Here is a 419-nt window from a genome sequence, read left to right on the forward strand (position 1 = left end):
AACTGAAGTTTGATTTGTTCGATATCATCAGGGTTGTCTACTACCGAAAATCTAATCTCTACTATAACCGTATAGTCGTCATATACTGGCGTTACACTTACAGAAAGTTTGTCGATGCGTGGCTCATAGCTACGAACAGCTGCCTGGATATTACGCTCAATCGTATCGGCTGTAAGTGGTGTCATATTCTCGAAAAGTTCATCAACCAAATCGCATCCAAATTCAGGGTCGAAGGGGCGTGAGCCTTTTCTAGTTGTCACTATGCCAAGAAGACTATTTTTAATAGAACGAAGTCCTACAGAACGAGCAACGTCCTTGTTCCAATCCATACGCATTTCTGGGTCGATATCTGAATAAAGTTTATTGATATTAGACATTATAGTAACTCAAAGAATTCTTTGCGGCCTCGTATCTGTCTC

1 protein-coding gene is annotated in these 419 nt (G+C 40.6%); it reads right to left on the reverse strand.

Annotated elements, in window-relative coordinates; translation table 11 throughout:
* Positions 1-377: GPW/gp25 family protein (locus Y887_RS19845; RefSeq protein WP_046965667.1), on the reverse strand; the 377-nt coding region annotated here is incomplete at its 3' end.
* Between the last annotated feature and the right edge of the window lie 42 nt (positions 378-419).

It is taken from the genome of Xanthomonas pisi DSM 18956 (assembly GCF_001010415.1).
GTDB lineage: Bacteria > Pseudomonadota > Gammaproteobacteria > Xanthomonadales > Xanthomonadaceae > Xanthomonas > Xanthomonas pisi.